Annotated in this window: 20 protein-coding genes and 2 pseudogenes; 10 read left to right on the top strand and 12 right to left on the bottom strand. The window is 69.4% G+C overall.

Annotated features, from left to right (window positions below):
* Positions 1-699: IS1634 family transposase (locus AC5020_RS12000; RefSeq protein WP_464988470.1), on the top strand; the 699-nt coding region annotated here is incomplete at its 5' end.
* Between the two features lie 38 nt (positions 700-737).
* On the opposite strand, the gene AC5020_RS12005 is transcribed toward AC5020_RS12000, so the two are convergent.
* The 3 genes and pseudogenes from AC5020_RS12005 to AC5020_RS12015 form a co-directional block, all read right to left on the bottom strand.
* Positions 738-1,217, bottom strand: coding sequence for a DUF4383 domain-containing protein (locus tag AC5020_RS12005; RefSeq protein WP_377017498.1), 480 nt, complete (start codon positions 1,215-1,217; stop codon positions 738-740).
* Between the two features lie 222 nt (positions 1,218-1,439).
* A complete protein-coding gene (locus AC5020_RS12010) occupies positions 1,440-1,625 on the bottom strand; it encodes a hypothetical protein (protein WP_377017496.1) in 186 nt (61 codons plus the stop codon).
* Positions 1,626-1,827: 202 nt separating this feature from the next.
* Positions 1,828-3,018 (bottom strand): annotated as a pseudogene (locus AC5020_RS12015) (IS3 family transposase).
* Positions 3,019-3,277: 259 nt separating this feature from the next.
* Here AC5020_RS12015 and AC5020_RS12020 point away from each other — a divergent pair.
* From AC5020_RS12020 to AC5020_RS12050, 7 genes and pseudogenes are all read left to right on the top strand, one after another.
* Positions 3,278-3,889: a dihydrofolate reductase family protein gene (locus AC5020_RS12020; protein WP_464988511.1), complete on the top strand. Its 612-nt coding sequence runs from the start codon at positions 3,278-3,280 to the stop codon at positions 3,887-3,889.
* A gap of 29 nt (positions 3,890-3,918) precedes the next feature.
* Positions 3,919-4,398, top strand: coding sequence for a GNAT family N-acetyltransferase (locus tag AC5020_RS12025; protein WP_464988471.1), 480 nt, complete (start codon positions 3,919-3,921; stop codon positions 4,396-4,398).
* A 74-nt stretch (positions 4,399-4,472) separates the two neighbouring features.
* The gene (locus AC5020_RS12030; RefSeq protein WP_377017489.1) at positions 4,473-4,844 is read left to right on the top strand and encodes a nuclear transport factor 2 family protein; all 372 of its coding nucleotides are present in this window, start codon (positions 4,473-4,475) and stop codon (positions 4,842-4,844) included.
* A gap of 47 nt (positions 4,845-4,891) precedes the next feature.
* Complete coding sequence (locus AC5020_RS12035; protein ID WP_464988472.1) at positions 4,892-5,164, top strand: hypothetical protein; 273 nt, start codon at positions 4,892-4,894, stop codon at positions 5,162-5,164.
* A gap of 79 nt (positions 5,165-5,243) precedes the next feature.
* Positions 5,244-5,393: pseudogene (locus AC5020_RS12040) on the top strand (integrase core domain-containing protein); the annotation flags it as partial.
* Positions 5,394-5,556: 163 nt separating this feature from the next.
* Positions 5,557-6,231: a histidine phosphatase family protein gene (locus AC5020_RS12045; protein WP_464988473.1), complete on the top strand. Its 675-nt coding sequence runs from the start codon at positions 5,557-5,559 to the stop codon at positions 6,229-6,231.
* A complete protein-coding gene (locus AC5020_RS12050; RefSeq protein ID WP_464988474.1) occupies positions 6,228-6,770 on the top strand; it encodes a DUF4916 domain-containing protein in 543 nt (180 codons plus the stop codon). Before AC5020_RS12045 ends, AC5020_RS12050 begins: the two co-directional genes overlap by 4 nt.
* 39 nt (positions 6,771-6,809) lie before the next feature.
* Here AC5020_RS12050 and AC5020_RS12055 read toward each other — a convergent pair whose 3' ends face one another.
* The 7 genes from AC5020_RS12055 to clpS all read right to left on the bottom strand — a co-directional run bounded on the left by AC5020_RS12055 (position 6,810) and on the right by clpS (position 12,095).
* Entirely contained in the window at positions 6,810-7,883 is a 1,074-nt protein-coding gene (locus tag AC5020_RS12055) for a phosphotransferase (RefSeq protein WP_464988475.1), read from the bottom strand.
* 19 nt (positions 7,884-7,902) lie between these two features.
* Positions 7,903-8,541 carry an RdgB/HAM1 family non-canonical purine NTP pyrophosphatase gene (rdgB, locus tag AC5020_RS12060; RefSeq protein ID WP_377017472.1) on the bottom strand — a complete coding sequence of 213 codons (639 nt, stop codon included), beginning with the start codon at positions 8,539-8,541 and terminating at the stop codon, positions 7,903-7,905.
* Positions 8,538-9,305 carry a ribonuclease PH gene (gene rph, locus AC5020_RS12065; protein ID WP_464988476.1) on the bottom strand — a complete coding sequence of 256 codons (768 nt, stop codon included), beginning with the start codon at positions 9,303-9,305 and terminating at the stop codon, positions 8,538-8,540. Before rph ends, rdgB begins: the two co-directional genes overlap by 4 nt.
* A gap of 22 nt (positions 9,306-9,327) precedes the next feature.
* Complete coding sequence (locus tag AC5020_RS12070) at positions 9,328-10,110, bottom strand: MBL fold metallo-hydrolase (RefSeq protein WP_377792853.1); 783 nt, start codon at positions 10,108-10,110, stop codon at positions 9,328-9,330.
* Positions 10,107-10,919, bottom strand: coding sequence for a glutamate racemase (gene murI, locus AC5020_RS12075; protein ID WP_377017466.1), 813 nt, complete (start codon positions 10,917-10,919; stop codon positions 10,107-10,109). Before murI ends, AC5020_RS12070 begins: the two co-directional genes overlap by 4 nt.
* A 220-nt stretch (positions 10,920-11,139) precedes the next feature.
* Positions 11,140-11,772, bottom strand: a complete 633-nt coding sequence (locus AC5020_RS12080) for a DUF2017 domain-containing protein (RefSeq protein WP_377017464.1) — start codon at positions 11,770-11,772, stop codon at positions 11,140-11,142.
* The gene (gene clpS / locus AC5020_RS12085) at positions 11,772-12,095 is read right to left on the bottom strand and encodes an ATP-dependent Clp protease adapter ClpS (protein ID WP_377017462.1); all 324 of its coding nucleotides are present in this window, start codon (positions 12,093-12,095) and stop codon (positions 11,772-11,774) included. The genes AC5020_RS12080 and clpS overlap by 1 nt, the downstream gene beginning before the upstream one ends.
* Before the next feature lie 112 nt (positions 12,096-12,207).
* On the opposite strand from clpS, the gene AC5020_RS12090 reads away from it, so the two are divergent.
* Positions 12,208-13,587, top strand: a complete 1,380-nt coding sequence (locus AC5020_RS12090; protein ID WP_464988477.1) for a nicotinate phosphoribosyltransferase — start codon at positions 12,208-12,210, stop codon at positions 13,585-13,587.
* Between the two features lie 21 nt (positions 13,588-13,608).
* Here AC5020_RS12090 and AC5020_RS12095 read toward each other — a convergent pair whose 3' ends face one another.
* Together AC5020_RS12095 and AC5020_RS12100 are read right to left on the bottom strand one after the other, a co-directional pair.
* On the bottom strand, positions 13,609-15,414 hold the full coding sequence (locus AC5020_RS12095; protein WP_464988478.1) for a DEAD/DEAH box helicase: 1,806 nt from the start codon (positions 15,412-15,414) through the stop codon (positions 13,609-13,611).
* 71 nt (positions 15,415-15,485) lie between these two features.
* Positions 15,486-15,860 carry a DUF3039 domain-containing protein gene (locus AC5020_RS12100; protein ID WP_377017455.1) on the bottom strand — a complete coding sequence of 125 codons (375 nt, stop codon included), beginning with the start codon at positions 15,858-15,860 and terminating at the stop codon, positions 15,486-15,488.
* Between the two features lie 89 nt (positions 15,861-15,949).
* On the opposite strand from AC5020_RS12100, the gene AC5020_RS12105 reads away from it, so the two are divergent.
* Positions 15,950-16,432, top strand: coding sequence for a VanZ family protein (locus AC5020_RS12105; protein WP_464988479.1), 483 nt, complete (start codon positions 15,950-15,952; stop codon positions 16,430-16,432).
* Positions 16,433-16,454 lie beyond the last annotated feature (22 nt).

Raw genomic sequence — 16,454 nt, forward strand, 5'->3', positions numbered from 1 at the left:
GATCTCGCGAACCACTTCCACTGGCACGGGGACGCCTTCACCGATGGGCAGATCATCGACACGATCACCCCGCGCCACGGCAAGACCCGCAGCCAGGGCACCAGTCAGCGGGCCGAACCCGTCTGGGACCCGGGCGAGCATCCCGGGCATTGGCGAGCCGTGTGGGCCTACTCCCGCAAGCGCGCCGCCCGCGACGGCCGCACGCTGACCGCGCAGGAGAACCGGGCGAAAGCTGTGATCGACGGTGACGCGGCAGTGAAATCGACACGGTTCGTGAAGACCACCGCTGCTGGCCGGACCCTCGATGTCGCGTCGCTGGAGAGGGCCCGGGCACTGGTGGGGCTCAAGGGCTACGTCACCAACATCCCCGACGAGATCATGCCCGCCCCGGAGGTGATCTCCAGCTACCACGACCTGTGGCACGTGGAGCAGTCCTTCCGGATGAGCAAAACAGACCTGCAGGCCAGACCCATGTTCCACCGGCAACGCGACGCGATCGAAGCCCACCTGACCATCGTGTTCACCGCCCTCGCCGTCGCACGGCACACGCAGAAACAGACCGGCTACTCCATCCGCAAGATCACCCGCACGCTACGGCCCCTGCAGGACGTGACCATCACCCTCGCCGGCCAGCAGATCACAGCCACCCCCGAACTCACCGACGACGCCCGAACCATCCTTGATGCACTGACACACTAAAGAGGTCCAACTCAGGTCAGGCGTCGAAACCCTCTCGATTACCCGTCGTGCTGGGTCGCGGTGACGGCGCGGCCTGGTCGACGGCGAGGGAGGAACGACAGCGCGATCATGGTGACGCCGAGGACGAAATGGAGCCAGTTATCGGCGGTGTTCAGCGGCACGAAGTTGGCCATCGACTCCTCGCCGATGACGAGGCCGTAGATCCACAGCACCAGGTAGACGATGCCGCCGATCAGCAAATAGAGGCGGGCGAGGGATGCGCGGCTGGCTAGGGCGACCCCTGCGACACCGTACAGCAGGTGCACGACGTTGTGCAGGATCGATACCTGGAAAATGCCCAGTAGCATCGCTTCAGAATGATGCCCCGCAAACTGCATCGAGCCGACGTCGGTGGTCAGGCCGGGGATAAACCCGGCTATCCCGACGAGGAAAAACACGACGCCGTACACCAGAGCCGCGATCTGTACTGGAGTACGGCCGAGATCATTCACAGTGGGAGAGCGGTCAGGGGTATTCATCAACAATCCTCCGATCGCGTGACTCTCGCTCAGGTGCCGCGAGGGCACGAGAAGCGTGACGTCTACGGGAGCTTCGATGACAGCGAGTGCACACTGATCATCCTGTCGACTGCGTGTACTGAGTCACAACCTAGCCCCAGGTGGGCGGTGGGCTCAAAGGAGCCGACCGATCGGAATGAAAACGAGCCGGAAGACTGGAGATCCGGGGGCGGCCGGGAGACCTCACTGCAAGCCGACAGGGTCCAGGTCGTTGCCCTTCGGGTGGACGCACGAGATCACGTGCTGGAATCGTCCAGCGGCGGCCCCTCGGGCGAGCCAGTACGCCTCGATCAGTAGCAGCACAGCACCGAGCACTACGATCGCCCAGACAAGCAACATCGTCAGTGCCCCTACGAGTGCGGGATCCATGACGCGATCATAGCTCCACCACGCAGGACACCCCCGCTCTCCCGGCGGGGGTTCGGAGAGCGGGGGCTTCCCGGAGGACGACTCGGTCGTCGAGGGGGGGGAGACGAGTCGCACCCGCAAGAACGGCTCCGTCCTCACCGCTCTGCTGGTGCCTGATCATCGCTGGAAGGGACTGCTGCACGGATAGGTGACAGTTGCGGTGTTATGCCGCCAGGGTGACGGTCGGGTTCATGATGGTCTCGTATTCGATGGGGGTCAATCGGCCCAGGCGGGCCTGCCGGCGGCGTCGGTGATAGGTGCGTTCGATCCAGCTGATGATCGCGATCCGGAGCTCCTCGCGGGTCCGCCAGCGACGCCGGTTCAGCACGTTCTTCTGCAGTAGAGCAAAGAACGATTCCATGGCCGCGTTGTCCCCGGCGGCACCGACTTGGCCCATCGATCCGATGAGGTGATGACAGTTGAGAGCGCGCACGAACTTCCGCGCCCGAAACTGCGACCCGCGGTCGGAATGCACGATGCATTCCACTGTGTCACCGCGTCGCGATGCGGCGCTGTCCAGGGCGTTCACTGCGAGGCGGGCTTTCATCCGCGAGTCCATCGAGTAGCCGACGATCCGCCCGGAGAACGCGTCTTTGATCGCGCAGAGGTAGAGCTTGCCCTCATCGGTGGGGTGCTCGGAGGGGGCACCTCCCGCTTGCGGGAGAACGTCGGTCAGCCACAGCTCGTTGACGTCATCGGCGGTGAAGTCCCGCTTGACGAGAGGTCATCGTGCACGGGCGGGCCCGGCCTCTTGCCATTCTTCCCCCGCTTTTCCCGAAGGCGGAGTACCACTGATTGTCCCGGCAGGTCCTCCACGCGGTCCGCTCACAGACGACCTCGCCACGCTCGGCCGCTTCACCGGCGAGGAATCTGTGCCCGAACTCGGGGTCGTCGCGGTGCGCGTCGAACAGCGCGTTCGCACGGTAGGCCTCGATCAGCTCGGTCTCGGTGACCTGTTGTTTCCGCCAGCGGTAGTAGGGCTGGCGGGAGAGCTTCAGCACCCGCAGGGACACCGCGACACGGATCTTGTCGGCGGCGAGCTCGCTCACGAGCGGGTAGAGCCTTTTGACGGCAGGTTCGCCTGGGACAGCTAGGCCGCTGCGTGGCGGAGGACCTCGTTCTCCTGCTCCAGCAGCCGGATCCGGTTACGGGCATCACGCAGCTCGGCCGACTCCTCGCGGGTCTTGCCGGGCCGGTTGCCGTCCTCGATGTCGGCTTGGCGCAGCCATTTCCGCAGCGTCATCTCGTGGACGCCGAAGTCCTTGGCGATCTGCGCGATCGTGACGCCGTCCTCGCGGGACCGGGCCACTCGGACGACATCGTCGCGGAACTCCTGGGGATAGGGAGCGGGCATGGTGCACATCCTTCCAGGCCGCCCAGCGGGCAAGCCAGATCAGATGTCACCTATCCGTGCAGCAGTCCCGTGCGGCAGTCCCAGCAGTGCTTCACTATCGCCCGATTGGGGGATGCTGATCGACCTTGATGGCGGATGTTCCGGTGCGTCGCTTGCCTCAAAGTGTAGGAGCGACGTCCGTTGTGTCGCTGCGGCGATCGCGGCATGGTGTACGGCACGGCTCTCATCCAGAAGGAGTTCCACAATGAAGTTGACCGTTATGCAGTTCGTGAGTCTAGACGGGGTCTCGCAAGGCCCAGGCTCGCCGCAGGAGGATCCCAGCGGAGGATTTACACGAGGCGGGTGGCTGGTACCGCACATGGACGCAACATTCGTGGATCAGGCTTCCGACTGGTTGGAGCATGCCGATGCGCTCCTGCTCGGCAGACGCACCTACGAGGCGTTTGCTCGTGACTGGCCCCAGATCACTGATCCCGCGGACCCCTTCGCAGTGCGGATGAACAATCTGCCGAAGTATGTCGCTACGCAGACCCTTGCTGACGGCGAGTGGAGCCCCACCACCATCGTGACCGGGGATGTTGAGGCGCAGATCGCTGGCCTCAAAGCCCAACCAGGCCGCGACCTGCAGGTGCACGGTAGCTCGTCGCTGGCCCAGAGCCTATTCTCGGCCGGCCTCGTCGACGAGCTGCGGTTGGTCGTAGCGCCCGTGGTCGTAGGGCAGGGCCGACGGCTGTTCCCCGATGGCGCGGCCCCGCTCGGCTTCGAACTCATGAGCAGCCGCACGACACCTCAGGGGTTGACCATCCAGGTCTTCGAGACGCGGGGGAGGCCGGATTTCGCGGCCTACGAGGGTGTCTCGGCAGTAGGGTGAGTTGTCTCGAAGCCGCTCACGGTGCTCAGTTGCCGCTGAAGATCAGACGATATCGCGGCGCGGATGCACAGCACACCCTCAAGGTCTACGTGCGCGCCATCCGAGAGACCGCGTCGGCACACTACCGCCCCGATCAGATCAACGCATGGTGTCCTCCACAACTGGATGTGGCAACTTGGGCCCCTGCTCGCTCGCGTGCCTGGACGATCGTGGCCGAGTGGGAGGGCGCGCTCGTGGGTTTCTGCGACCTAACCGACGAAGCCGAGGTGGACATGCTGTTCGTCGCTCCCCGAGTCGGCGGACGCGGCGTCGCCCAGGAGCTGATTGCGGCGGCGCTGGCTGAAGCGCGACGGCGTGGGTGCACGCGTGTCACCACCCGAGCGAGTCGTGGCGCACGAGCTGCCTTCGCGCGGAGCGGCTTCGTGGTTGACCGTGAGAACCGTATCAACATAGTCCGTGGCATCCTGGTGCCAAACTTCGAGATGCATGTCGATTTGAACGGCGCATGAGTTGTGCCGGACACCTTTCGGCAGCCCGGTGACGACGAGGCAGCATAATCGCTGCGACGAGGAGGAAGAATCACATGGAAACGAGTCCTAACAAGCAGACCGTAGAGCGTTATCTCGATGGTTTCCGGCGCACGGATCATGATCAGATCTTGGCCTGCTTGACCGATGACATCCGTTGGACGGTATTTGGCGCTTTCGTACTGGAAGGAAAGGCTGCCTATGATGCCGCCATCGAGGGCCCGGGGTTTGCTGGAGACCCCGAGCTGGAGGTGGTGCGGATGGTGGAAGAGCACGAGACGATCATGGCTGAGCTTCGGGGGCGTGTGCCCCAACCGGATGGATCGATGAAGCGGTTGGCCATGGCAGAGGTCTTCGTGATGCGAGAAGGTCTGATCTGTGAGCGCCGGGCCTGGGTCGTTCCGCTGGCCGAGGGGGACGTCTGGTGAGTGTGGCACCCGAACTCTCCGGCGCGCGATTGTTCGCAGGCTTGGCCGTGAGCGACCTCGATGTCGCTGAAAGCGGGTGCGAGGCGTTCTTTGGTGCTCCGGCATTCGCGCCGAATGAGACCGGGCGCGTCTGGACGATGTCTGATCTATGTCACATCTACACCGAGCTCGATCCAGAAGGTGCGGGGCGCTCTCGAGTCACGCTCTTCGTCGGGGATCTGCCGGGCTTCACCGCTCGTGCGGCTCGCTACGGGATCTATGCCGCTTACGTCGCCCGTCGGGCGGCCGAAGGCAGGAGCAAGCGCGACGTCGTCCGTTGACTGAAGCGCTACGTCATCCGCGAGGTCTACCACCTCATCAAGGTCAACCCCTGAACCGGCGAGATCGCGGTTTTACAACTACCGCACCCTCGCAGGCGTCGAGAACGCAACGGCCGGATGGGTTAACTGGTACAACAACCGGCGCCTCCACGGCTCTCTCGGGATGCTCACCCCGATAGAGTTCGAGACGCTTTACTACGAGGCCCTCACCCGAGGGCCCGAACCCGCAAACCAGTGGCAGAGAACCCGGCCGGTTCACGGAGAACCCGGGGGAACGGCAGGGAGGCGTGAACCCACGGTGCCGGGCGTATACGCTGGTCCCGACGATGTGGGAGCAGGGTTCGAGTCCCTTCTCGCGCACGGAACACACCCCTTTTCCGAGGAGACGCTTCATGACCCTGTTCGGGCTCGTCCGCCATGGGCAGACGGACTACAACCGCCACAACCTGTTCCAGGGCTCCTCGGACATGCCGCTGAACGAGACCGGTGTCGAACAGGCCCACCGCGCCTTCGACGAGCTGCCCGACATGGTCTGGGACGTGGTCGTCTCCTCGCCGCTGCAGCGAGCCGAGCACACGGCGCGGATCATCGCGGCGGACCACGGCATCCCCTTCGGCGGCACCGAGGCGAAGCTGGTGGAGATCGACTGGGGCGAGGCCGAGGGCCGGCCGGTCGAGGAGATGCAGGAGCTCTACCCCGACCGGTCCTTCCCGGGCCGCGAGGACTACCAGGCCGTCGCCGATCGCGGCTATGACGCGCTCGAAGCGCTGGAGGAGCGCTTCCCCGGTCAGAAGGTGCTCGTCGTCGCGCACGGGACGCTCATCCGGTTCCTGCTGTCGGGCATCATCGAGCGGCCCCTGCCCTCGATCCCGAACGCGACCCTCTCGGTGATCGAGCTCGAGGACACCACCTGGCGGATCCGCATGATCGCGGGCAGGGCGGTCGACAACGAGGTGGAAGTCCCCTCCCGCGACCGCAACCCCCGATTCTTCGCCGAGAAGCCCGAGGCGGCCCAGGCCGTCGCCGACCAGGACCCGACCGACGCTCTCCAGGGAGGTACCCGATGACCAACCGCACCGCCGTGGACACCGAGGGCGCATGGTTCGAACCCGAGGGCATCGAGGAACTGCGTCGCCGTCTCCCGATCCCGTACGTGGACATCGTGCCGGTGCGCACCGACCTGGACGGCAGCGTCGTCGAGGTCGGACTGCTGCTGCGGGCCGACGGGGGCGGGCAGATCGTGCGCGCCATCGTCTCCGGGCGGGTGCTGATCCACGAGACGATCCGCGAGGCCATCTCCCGGCACATCGAGAAGGACCTGGGGCCGATGGCGCTGCCGCGCATCCCCGTCTCCCCCGTGCCCTTCACGGTCGCCGAGTACTTCCCCACCCCGGGGATCTCGCCGTTCCACGATCAGCGCCAGCACGCCATCTCCATGGCCTACATCGTCCCGATCGACGGGGAGACGGCCCCGCAGGAGGACGCGCTGGAGATGGCGTGGTTCGGGCTCGACGAGCTGCTGGCGGAGCCCTCTCCGCTCGAGGAGATGACCGGTGGCCGCGACCTGATCGTGCGCCGTGCCCTCGCCTACGTCGGCGCCACCTGAGGCGCTGACGGCCCGCTCGCGGGAGCTGACCTCGACCCTCTAGAGAACGCGTCGGGCCGCATCCAGCAGGATGCCGACCAGCTGCGTGAGCTCGTCGAGCGCCTGCTCGGGAGATTCCTCCGGCGCGCTCCCCCGCCGCGCCGGGCGGCCCTCCAGGGCCGTCTCGGCGACGTCGGCGGCGAGCTTCCAGCGCAGGCAGATCGCGGCGTCGCGCCCACGGCGAGCAGCAGCGACGCCGGCCTCCCCGTCTTCGGAGCGCAGCCCCTCGACGTAGGCGTCGAAGGCGTCCTCGACGAGCGAGCGGACCACGTGCGCCGACGCGTCGCCGCGCCGGACGGAGGCGAACAGCAGGGACGCGAGATCCGCGCCCACCGGGCCCGGCCCCACCGACTCCCAATCGATCAATACGCTGCGACCGCCGCTGCGCAGAGTGTTCGCGCCCACCGCGTCGTGGTGGCACAGCGTCTGCGGAAGCGCCTCGAGAATCGTGCGCACACGGGGCTGCGCGCGGATCAGCTCCTGTGCCTCGCCCACGCGGCCGGTCCACGAGAGGCTCGATGGCGTCCTCGCGCGCTCCAGAGTGGCCAGTCCGGCCTCCATCGCCTCCGGCTGCGCGTGCCGGTCGATCCAGCCGGTGAACAGCCAGGGGTGAGACGGGACCCGGTCCAGCCACCGTCCCGCCATCGCGCCGAGATCTCGCGAGATCGCCAGCAGCGACCCGGCATCCAGGGGCCGGGGCGCCTCGTCGCGGATCTCTTCGAGCCACAGCGTGATCCGGCCGTCGGCCTTGACCTGCGAGCCGTACAGGCGCGGCGCCACCAGCGACGGTGCCAGGTCCTCGAGCAGGCCGGAGGTGTAGGCGGCATGCTCGCGTCGGCCGTTGTCCAGCAGGTACGGCGAGGCCGTCGCCGGGCCCTCTGTCACCTTCTCGATCAGTGACCAGGGCCGGCGTCGAGTCCCGGTGACGGCCGCACCGCGCAGCCGGTGCACGTCACGGTGGGCCAGGAACGCGTCGTAGCCCAGGGGTTCGCGTCGAACGTCCTCGAGATCGACGCTCGAGGTGCCGATCATGGCAGCGACGGCCTCGCGCCACGGCGCCTCCGCTGGGTTCACGCCGTGCGCCATGGACTTCTCAGCCCAGGAGCTGGGCGACGTGCTCGGCGATGGCGCGGAAGGCTTCGCCGCGGTGGGAGATCGCATCCTTCTGCTCGGGGGCGAGCTCGGCGGCCGAGCGTCCCTCCCCGTCGGGCAGGAAGATCGGGTCGTACCCGAAGCCGCCCTCGCCGTGGCGCTCGCGAAGCAGCCGGCCGGTCATCACGCCGCGCTCGACGATCTCGGTGCCGTCGGGGGCCACCAGCGCCGCCGCGCACACGAACCGTGCCGTGCGGTACTCGTCGGGGATGTCCGCGAGCTGGGCGAGCAGCAGGTCGTTGTTGGCCTCGTCGTCACCGTGGCGCCCGCTCCAGCGGGCCGAGAAGATGCCCGGGCAGCCGCCGAGCACGTCGACGGAGAGACCGGAATCGTCGGCCACCGCCAGCAGGCCGGTCGCCTCGGCGGCGGAGTGCGCCTTCAGCAGGGCGTTGCCCTGGAAGGTGACCGCTTCCTCCACCACGTCCGGCAGGTCGATCCCCGCCGAGGAGATGACGGCTTCGGCCTCCAGGCCGGGGACCGCGGCCACCAGGATGCGCTGCAGCTCGTGCAGCTTCTTGGCGTTGTGGGTGGCCAGGATGACCCGGGCTCCCTCGGGCACGCCGGCGACGCTCGCGCTCATCGCGGCTGGTCCAGGGCCTCGCGCTGGAGGCCGGCGAGGGTGGTGCACCCGCCGGTGGCCAGGTCGAGCAGGGATCCGAGCTCGGTGCGGTCGAAGGGGGCGCCCTCGGCGGTTCCCTGGATCTCGACGAAGGACCCGGCGCCGGTGACCACGACGTTCATGTCGGTCTCGGCCTCGACGTCCTCGCGGTACTCCAGGTCCAGCAGCGGACGCCCGCCGACGATGCCGACGCTGATGGCGCTGACGGAGTCGGTGAGGATCTCCCGGGCGGCGGGGAGGGAGGTGTGGCGCTTGCCCCAGGCGATCGCGTCGGCCAGGGCGACGTAGGCGCCGGTGATCGCGGCGGTACGGGTGCCGCCGTCGGCCTGGAGCACGTCGCAGTCCAGCTGGATCGTGTTCTCACCCAGGGCGTCGAGGTCGATGACCGCGCGCAGGGAGCGGCCGATCAGGCGGGAGATCTCGTGGGTGCGGCCGCCGATCTTGCCCTTGACGCTCTCGCGCTGGGAGCGGGAGTTGGTCGCGCGCGGGAGCATCGCGTACTCGGCGGTGACCCAGCCCGAGCCGGAGCCCTGCTTCCACCGCGGCACGCCCTCGGTGAAGGAGGCGGCGCACAGCACACGGGTGCGGCCGAACTCGATCAGGGCGCTGCCTTCGGCGTGGTCGAGCCAGTCGCGGGTGATGCGCACCTCGCGCAGCTGATCCGGGGTGCGGCCGTCGACGCGGTCACCGGCCGGCGCGGGCTCGGTCTGGGTCTGTGAGCTCACGGAGCTCCCTTCGTGGGGATGTTCAGGCGGACACGTCGAGGATATCCATGGGACGGACCACCTGGATCGGGCCGTCGTGGGCGGCGCGGGCCTCTGCGAGGGTGACAGCGGGCTCGGTCCAGGCCGGGATGTGGGTCAGCGCCAGCTGCCCGACGCCGGCGCGGGTCGCGCACTGCCCGGCGCGGCGGCCGGTGAGGTGGACGCCGCTGAAGCGGTCGTCGCGGCCCTCGATGTACCCGGCCTCGCACAGGAAGAGGTCCGCGCCGGCGGCCAGGTCGTCCAGGGCCGGGCAGGAGTCGGTGTCCCCGGAGTAGGCGAGCACGCCGCCCCCGCCGGTGATCCGGAAGCCGTAGGCCTCGACGGGGTGGGTCACCGCGCGCACCTCGATGTCGAGGGGGCCGATGGAGAAGTCCCGGCGGTCGGCGAGGGCGTGGTAGGCGAACGGCACGCCGTCGACGCCGGCGGGGACGTACCCCTCACGGCACAGCACCGCTGAGAGCCGGTCCGGCAGCGGCTCCGGGGCGTGGATCGGCAGCTGCGGGAGGTCGTCGCGCTCGTGGTAGGCCCAGAACACCTCGAGACCGGTGAGGTCGAGGTAGTGATCGGGGTGGAGGTGGGAGATGATCACCGCGTCCAGCTCCGCCGGGTCGATCACGCGCTGGAGCGGGCCGAACGCGCCGGAGCCGAGGTCCATCAGCACCCGCCAGAGGCGGCCGCTGGAGTCCTCCTGCTCGATGAGGTAGCTGGAGGCGGCGCTGTCGGGGCCGGCGAAGCTGCCGCTGCAGCCGATGACGGTCAGCCTCATGCCGAGACCACCGGCAGGGAGGCGGTCATGTCGAGCGTCGGCCCGAGGAAGCGGCGCGAGAGGCGGGCGAAGGACTCGCTGCCGTCCCCGTCGGCCGTCTGGGCGAAGACGTGGCGCGGCGAGCGCTCCGACTGACGCAGCTGGTCGGTGCCGCGCAGCTGGCGGTAGACGTCCAGCGCGGTCTCCTCGGCGGAGGAGACCAGGGTGACGTCCGGTCCCATCGCGTAGCTGATCGGGCCGGCGAGCATCGGGTAGTGGGTGCAGCCCAGCACCAGGGTGTCCACGCCGGCCTCACGGACCGGGGCCAGGTACTCCTCGGCGACCTCCGCGACGACGTCGCCCATGGTGACCCCGTTCTCGACGAACTCGACGAAGCGGGGGCAGGCCTGGGTGACGATCTCCAGATCGGGCGCCGCGGCGAACGCGTCCTCGTAGGCACGGGAGGTCACCGTGCCCTGCGTGCCGATCACGCCGATGCGGTTGTTGCGGGTGGCGGCGACGGCGCGGCGCACAGCGGGCTGGATCACCTCGACCACCGGCAGCTGATAGCGCTCGCGGGCATCGCGCAGCACGGCGGCCGAGGCGGTGTTGCAGGCGATCACCAGCAGCTTCACGCCGTGCTCGACGAGATCGTCCATGATCCCCAGCACCAGCGCGCGCACGTCGGCGATGGGTCGGGGCCCGTACGGACTGTGCGCGGTGTCGCCGATGTAGACCAGCTCCTCCTGCGGCAGCTGGTCGAGGATGGCTCGGGCCACGGTCAGCCCGCCCACCCCTGAGTCGAGGATCCCGATCGGCGCGTTGTTCATCCCGGCAAGGCTAGTGTCGCGGGGTCCCCGAAACACTCGTGGCGCGCTCACTGGGTGCAGTTTCACAGTCGCGCCCCTGCGCGGCCCGCTCGTTCCTCGCGGACCACTGCGGGTTCGCCGGTCGTCGTTCAGTCCTCTCTCCAAGCGACTGAGCTCCTCCCGCTCACCCCGCGCGGCCCGCTCGTTCCTCGCAGACCACGACGGGCTCACAGTTCGTCGCTCAGTCCAACGCCCGCAGCAGGCTCTCCTGCAGCCACGACAGCAGCTCGTAGACGGCGATGACGATGTCGGAGCCGACGGTGTCGTCGTCGGTCTCGCTCGCCCCCTCCACGCGCTCGCCGATCTGCTGCAGCATCCGCACGGTGTCGAAGTCGCCGTCGCGCTGGAGGTCCAGACGGTCCGCGAGCACGATCCGCACGTCGTTCAGCGCGCGCAGCACCGCCAGGGCGTCGTCATCGTCCAGCACGACCTCGCTGTGCTCGCTGCCGCTGGCGTCCAGGATCGCCATCACGCGGCGGAGGTCGGCGAGCTTGCCGTCGGCGAGGTCCTGCTGACCCAGCCGGCGGTACTCGGCGGCGAGCGTCGGATCCTCCGAGGCCGCCGGGAACAGGCGCTTGACGGCGGAGTCCGCGGGCTCGCGGGCATCGCGGCCTGCGAACTCGGCCTCCAGCCGGCGCAGCGGGTCCTCGCTCTCGGCGGCACGACGCAGCGGATCGGCATCCGAGTCGATCCCGAGGTCGCCGCGGATCAGCTCCGCGGTCTCCTGGGCGACCTGGGCGATGATCGCCTTCTCCTCGCCGTCGAGCCGGCAGGCCAGGGAGCCGTCGGGCCGACGGCGGAACGCATGCGCCATCAGTCCTCCTCCGCCTTCTCCAGCGTGGCCCGCAGGCCGTAGGAATGCATGGCCTGCACGTCGGTCTCCATGCGTTCGCGGGACCCGCGCGAGACGATCGCCCGCCCCTCCTCATGGACCTGTGTCATGAGCTGCTCGGCGACCAGGCGCGAGTACCCGAAGTAGCGGCGGAAGACGAAGGTGACGTAGCTCATCAGGTTCACGGGGTCGTTCCAGACCACCGTGCACCAGGGCCCCTCGGCATCCATCGTCAACTGGTTGCTGTGGGAGAGATCGGTCAGCGAGCCCGTGTCGGGCTCAGCCCGCGGCAGCTCGACCGGCATTCGTGCTCCTCCTGTGTCCCGCCACGTCCCGATCTGCCGGGACGCGGTGCCCGTCGAGTCTACGGGGCGCGCCCGGCGATCTGCTGGCCCGGCACGCATTACGGTGGACACTGTGACTTCCGCCCTGCTCACCGACCTCTACGAGCTGACGATGGTGCAAGCTGCCCGCCGGGCCGGCACCGCGTCGCGACGCTGCGTCTTCGAGGTGTTCACCCGTTCCCTGCCCGAGGGCCGCCGCTACGGCGTCCTCGCCGGCACCGGCCGCGTGCTCGACGCGATCGCCGACTTCCGTTTCGACGACGCCGATCTGCGCTATCTGCGCGGGGCGGGCGTGCTGGACGAGGACACGCTGGAGCATCTGGCCCGGTACCGCTTCTCCGGTGACGTCCACGGCTACGAGGAAGGTGAGCTGTTCTTCCCCAGCTCCCCCGTGCTGCGCGTCGAGGGCACCTTCGAGGACGCGGTGATCCTGGAGACGGTGGTGCTCTCGATCCTCAACCACGACAGCGGGATCGCCTCGGCCGGCTCGCGCATGATCACCGCCGCCCGCGGCCGCCCCTGCATCGAGATGGGTGGGCGCCGCGTCCACGAGGACGCCGCCATCGCCGCCGCTCGAGCCGCCTACGTCGTCGGCTTCGCCTCCACCTCCAACCTCGCGGCCGGGGCGCACTACCGGATCCCGGTGGCCGGGACCGCGGCGCACTCCTTCACGCTGCTGTTCGACAGCGAGGAGGAGGCCTTCCGCGCCCAGCTGGTCTCCCAGGGAACCGGCACGACGGTGCTGGTGGACACCTACGACGTGGAGACCGCGATCCGCACCGCGGTGGACCTCGCCGGGCCGGAGCTCGGAGCGGTGAGACTCGATTCCGGCGATCTCGCCGAGCAGGCCGGCGAGGTCCGTCGACTGCTCGATTCGCTCGGGGCGACGACGACCCGCGTCACCGCCACCGGGGATCTGGACGAGTACCGCGTCGAGGAGCTGGCCTCCTCCCCGCTGGACGGCTACGGCATCGGCACCCGCCTGGTCACCGGCGGCGGCCACCCCGCGCCCGGGTTCGTGTACAAGCTGGTCGAGCGCGAGGGGGCCGACGGGCAGATGCACCCCGTCGGCAAGCAGTCGCTGGACAAGGCGACGCTCGGCGCCGGCAAGCGTGCCTTCCGGATGCTGGTGGGCGACCGCGCCCACGCGGAGCTGGTGCTGCCCGGCGAGGCGGAGATCGCCGAGTTCGAACGGGAGCTGACCGCGGAGCTGCTGGCGGCCGAGGCCAACCCGGACTGGAGCCGCACGAATCTGCGCCCCCTGCAGGTCCCGATGATCCTCGGCGGCGAGCCGACGGACCCGTTGCCTCCCCCGGAGCGGGTCGAGAAGGCGCGTCAGCGGCACGCGGACTCAATCCGCGAACTGGATCTGCCGGCCGACGACGGGCCCGACGGCCCGATCGCCATCCCCACCGTCACCGACGGCGTCGAGGCGGCACGGGTTCTGCGCTGACGGGCTGACCGGCAGCGCCCCTCAGCGACGGCCGACGAACCAGCCGCGCACGATGTCGATGCGCGCCTGGATCTGCTCGGCACTGGCCTGGGCGACCGCCGGCCCGCCGCTGCGGCTGCGCAGCGTGTTGTGCACCGAACCGTGGGGAGTGCCGGACTTCCGCGACCAGGCCGAGACCAGGGTGCTGAGCTCCTTGCGCAGTTCCATGAGCCGGCGATGATCCACCACGCCCGGCGTCTGCGGCTGCTCGGCGGGCCCGCTGCGCTGACGGCGGGCCTGCTGCTCGGCCTGCTGCTGCTGGAGGACGGTGCGCATCTGGTCCGCATCCAGCAGGCCCGGGATGCCGAGGAATCCTTGCTCGTCCTCGCTGCCGGCCACGCCCCCGGCGCCGTACTCGCCGCCGTCGAACAGGACCCGGTCGAAGGACGCCTCGGACTCCAGCGCCTCGAAGGACATCTCGAGGTCCTCGCTGGCCTTCTCGGAGCGGTTCGCCTGCTCGATGAGGCTCTCGTCGAGGCCCGTGACCTCGTCGCCCTCGTCGGGCCGACGGTCCAGCACGTGATCGCGCTCGGCCTCGAGCTCGCCGGCGTGGGCCATCAGGATCGGCACCGTCGGCAGGAACACGCTGGCCGTCTCGCCGCGGGTCCGAGAGCGCACGAAGCGGCCCACGGCCTGGGCGAAGAACATGGGGGTCGCCGTGGAGGTGGCGTAGACGCCCACGGCCAGGCGCGGCACGTCCACGCCCTCGGAGACCATGCGCACCGCGACCATCCAGCGATCGTCGGACTCGGAGAAGGCCTCGATGCGCCGGCCGGCGCCGGCATCGTCGGACAGGACGACAGTGGGTTCCTGGCCGCAGATCTCCTGCAGGGTCGCGGCGTAGGCGCGGGCGGCCTTCTGGTCGGTCGCGATCACCAGGCCGCCGGCGTCGGGGACGTGGCGGCGCAGCTCGGTCAGCCGTCGGTCCGCGGCCGAGAGCACCGACTGGATCCACTCCCCCTTGGGGTCCAGCGCGGTGCGCCAGGCCTGCTGGGTGATGTCCTTGGTCTCCATCGCCCCGAGCTGCGCGGAGACCTCGTCACCGGCCTTGGTGCGCCAGTGCATCCGGCCCGAGTAGGTCATGAACAGCACGGGGCGGACCACGTGATCGCGCAGCGCCTCCCCGTATCCGTAGACGTAATCCGCCTTGGAGCGCAAGAAGCCCTGGCCGTCGTCCTCGTAGGTGACGAACGGGATCTGCGAGGAGTCGGAGCGGAAGGGCGTACCGGTCAGCGCCAGGCGCCTCGTCGCGGGGTCGAACGCCTCGCGCACGCCGTCGCCCCAGGTCAGTGAGTCGCCGGCGTGGTGGATCTCGTCGAGGATCACCAGGGTGCGATCGGCCTCGGTGCGGGCCCGATGCAGCGCGGGATGCATGCCCACCTGGGCGTACGTCACCGCGACGCCCTGGTAGTGGGAGCCGTGAGCGCCCTGGGCATTGGTGAAGTTCGGGTCCAGGGAGATGCCGACGCGGGCGGCGGCGTCGGCCCACTGCGTCTTCAGATGCTCCGTCGGCGCGACCACCGTGATGCGCCGGACGGTGCCCTCGGAGAGCAGGCCGGCGGCGACCTGCAGGGCGAAGGTGGTCTTACCGGCGCCCGGGGTCGCGACGGCCAGGAAGTCCTTCGGGGCGGTGCTGCGGTAGAGCTCGAGCGCCTCGGACTGCCAGGCGCGCAGCTTGGGAACCGTGCCCCAGGCGGCGCGTTCGGGGTAGGCCGGCGGCAGCGATCGCGCGGCCGCCTCGGAGGGCTGGCGGGGATCGTTCGCGGAGAACAGGGGGGAGGTATTCACAGCGTGCACCACGGTACCGCCGCAGTATGACGACCCGCCGCCGGGTCCGGTGTGAGGAAGTCAGCTCTCCCTCAGCGCCGCCCGCCGAAGAAGCCGCGGAAGCCGCCGCCGCGCCCGGAGCCGCCCTTGCCGTCGCCGCCGCCGTCCTGCGGTTCGCGCATGCCCTCGTAGATCTCCTTGCACTCGGGGCACACCGGGTACTTGTCGGGCGAGCGCCCGGGGACCCACACCTTGCCGCACAGCGCGATCACGGGCGTGCCGTCCAGCGCCGCCTGAGTGATCTTGTCCTTGCGCACGTAGTGGGCGAACCGGTCGTGGTCACCGTCGTCGGTGGTCTGCTCCTGCTCCTGCAGCTGCCGGTCGAGGACCGCGGTGCTGCCCGGTGACGCGCCCGGGTCATCGCTGTACGGGTCCATCCGGGACGGATCGGACGTGCTGGAGGACATGGCAACTCCCTCGGTCGATGTCGTGCTGGGGCGAGCTTAGCGGCCCAGCCTCCACGGAGACAGGCGTCACCCCTGGAACAATGCCCGCCATGGACGCTGTCGCCGAGTTCCTCCGCCGTCTCCCGCACGAGGTCCGACGGGTGGGCGGCTCCCTGCCGTGGCGCGTCGGCCTGCTCGCCCTGGCGATCGTGGCGAACGCCAGCTTCTATCTGCCCTCGATCCCCGCGGGCACCCCGGGCGCCGGCGTCCCCGGCCTGGACAAGGCAGTCCACCTGCTGCTCTTCGCCCTGCTCGTGTGGACCGCCGGTCGCCTACTGGCACCGCACAGACGATTCCCCATGGGATGGGTGGTGATCGCCGCGTTCGTCCACGCGCTGCTGATCGAGCTCATCCAGCTGATCGCCCTGCCCGAACGCGCCGCGGAGGGCGGCGACCTCCTCGCCGACGTCATCGGCATCGCCCTCGGCGTGGGCCTGTGGCTCGCAGAGCGTCGGCGCCACCGGGACGCCGCGCAGCACGATCCTCGCGGCGAGAGGGACCAGGAGCGCGGGGAGACCGCCTCCCAGCACTGACGCCTCGGCGGAGGGTCAGCCG

The organism is Brachybacterium sp. SYSU DS0246, from assembly GCF_059391765.1.